Annotated in this window: 3 rRNA genes (1 of these 3 cut by a window edge); all 3 read right to left on the reverse strand. The window is 55.0% G+C overall.

Annotated elements, in window-relative coordinates:
• Positions 1–111: 111 nt before the first annotated feature.
• A 5S ribosomal RNA gene (gene rrf / locus ACJ7C5_RS11335) occupies positions 112–226 on the reverse strand.
• Between the two features lie 134 nt (positions 227–360).
• Positions 361–475 (reverse strand): 5S ribosomal RNA (gene rrf, locus ACJ7C5_RS11340).
• Between the two features lie 125 nt (positions 476–600).
• A 23S ribosomal RNA gene (locus ACJ7C5_RS11345) occupies positions 601–2500 on the reverse strand (it continues 980 nt past the right edge of the window).

The raw sequence follows: 2500 nt of genomic DNA on the forward strand, positions 1-2500 counted from the left end.
AAACGGCGGCGGGTGCATCACCTCATCTGCCGGCCAGCGGCCGGCACTACCTGCATTTCCTGCGCACAAAGAAAAACCCCGCTGCGTGAGCAGCGGGGTTTTGGGTGTAAACCCTGGCGATGACCTACTCTCGCATGGCTTGAGCCACACTACCATCGGCGCAGCTGCGTTTCACTTCCGAGTTCGGGATGGGATCGGGTGGTTCCACAGCGCTAATTTCACCAGGGAGACGGTTGCAGCAGCGCTTGCAGCGCCAGCTTCGCGATCTTGCCCTTGGGGCGGAAGGAACCCGGAAAATGCAGTGCCTTCACTTAATAAGAAAAACCCCGCTGCGCAAGCAGCGGGGTTCTCGGGTGTAAACCCTGGCGATGACCTACTCTCGCATGGCTTGAGCCACACTACCATCGGCGCAGCTGCGTTTCACTTCCGAGTTCGGGATGGGATCGGGTGGTTCCACAGCGCTAATTTCACCAGGGAGGCTTTTGGAGAGTCGCACTCGTCCCGGGGGACAAGGCGCCAGCCTCGCATAGTTCTTGTGACGTAGCGTGCACTTGGATGCTCTTACGACGCTGTCGTAAAGCCAAGGCAACTTGAGGTTATATGGTCAAGCCTCTCGGATCATTAGTATCAGTTAGCTCAATACATTGCTGTACTTACACACCTGACCTATCAACCACGTAGTCTACATGGTTCCTTCAGGGGGCTTGTGCCCCGGGAGATCTCATCTTGAGGCGCGCTTCCCGCTTAGATGCTTTCAGCGGTTATCGCTTCCGAACATAGCTACCCGGCAATGCCACTGGCGTGACAACCGGAACACCAGAGGTTCGTCCACTCCGGTCCTCTCGTACTAGGAGCAGCCCCTCTCAAATCTCCAACGCCCATGGCAGATAGGGACCGAACTGTCTCACGACGTTCTGAACCCAGCTCGCGTACCACTTTAAATGGCGAACAGCCATACCCTTGGGACCGACTACAGCCCCAGGATGTGATGAGCCGACATCGAGGTGCCAAACACCGCCGTCGATATGAACTCTTGGGCGGTATCAGCCTGTTATCCCCGGAGTACCTTTTATCCGTTGAGCGATGGCCCTTCCATACAGAACCACCGGATCACTAAGTCCTAGTTTCCTACCTGCTTGATCCGTCGATCTTGCAGTCAAGCACGCTTATGCCTTTGCACACAGTGCGCGATGTCCGACCGCGCTGAGCGTACCTTCGAGCTCCTCCGTTACTCTTTAGGAGGAGACCGCCCCAGTCAAACTACCCACCATACACGGTCCCCGACCCAGATAATGGGCCCAGGTTAGAACGTCAAGCACGACAGGGTGGTATTTCAAGGATGGCTCCACTGCAGCTAGCGCCACAGTTTCATAGCCTCCCACCTATCCTACACAGACGAACTCAACGTTCAGTGTAAAGCTATAGTAAAGGTTCACGGGGTCTTTCCGTCTTGCCACGGGAACGCTGCATCTTCACAGCGATTTCAATTTCACTGAGTCTCGGGTGGAGACAGCGCCGCTGTCGTTACGCCATTCGTGCAGGTCGGAACTTACCCGACAAGGAATTTCGCTACCTTAGGACCGTTATAGTTACGGCCGCCGTTTACTGGGGCTTCGATCAAGAGCTTCGCCTTGCGGCTGACCCCATCAATTAACCTTCCAGCACCGGGCAGGCGTCACACCCTATACGTCCACTTTCGTGTTTGCAGAGTGCTGTGTTTTTGATAAACAGTCGCAGCGGCCTGGTTACTGCGACCCTCTTCAGCTATAGCTCGCACGAGCCACCAAAAAGGGTGCACCTTCTCCCGAAGTTACGGTGCCATGTTGCCTAGTTCCTTCACCCGAGTTCTCTCAAGCGCCTGAGAATTCTCATCCTACCCACCTGTGTCGGTTTACGGTACGGTCTGCGTAAGCTGAAGCTTAGGAGCTTTTCCTGGAAGCGTGGTATCAGTGACTTCGCCATAAAGGCTCGTCTCGGTGCTCGGTCTTAAAGGATCCCGGATTTGCCAAAGATCCAAACCTACCGCCTTTCCCCAGGACAACCAACGCCTGGTACACCTAACCTTCTCCGTCCCTCCATCGCACTTACGCGAGGTGCAGGAATATTAACCTGCTTCCCATCGACTACGACTTTCGTCCTCGCCTTAGGGGCCGACTCACCCTGCGCCGATTAACGTTGCGCAAGGAAACCTTGGGCTTTCGGCGTGCGGGTTTTTCACCCGCATTATCGTTACTCATGTCAGCATTCGCACTTCCGATACCTCCAGCAGACTTCTCAATCCACCTTCAACGGCTTACGGAACGCTCCTCTACCGCGCATAACAAAGTTATGCACCCCAAGCTTCGGTTCACTGCTTAGCCCCGTTAAATCTTCCCCGCAGACCGACTCGACCAGTGAGCTATTACGCTTTCTTTAAAGGGTGGCTGCTTCTAAGCCAACCTCCTGGCTGTCTGTGCCTTTCCACATGGTTTTCCACTTAGCAGTGAATTTGGGACCTTAG

This window comes from Nocardiopsis yanglingensis (genome assembly GCF_045809185.1).
Lineage (GTDB): Bacteria > Pseudomonadota > Gammaproteobacteria > Xanthomonadales > Xanthomonadaceae > Stenotrophomonas > Stenotrophomonas yanglingensis.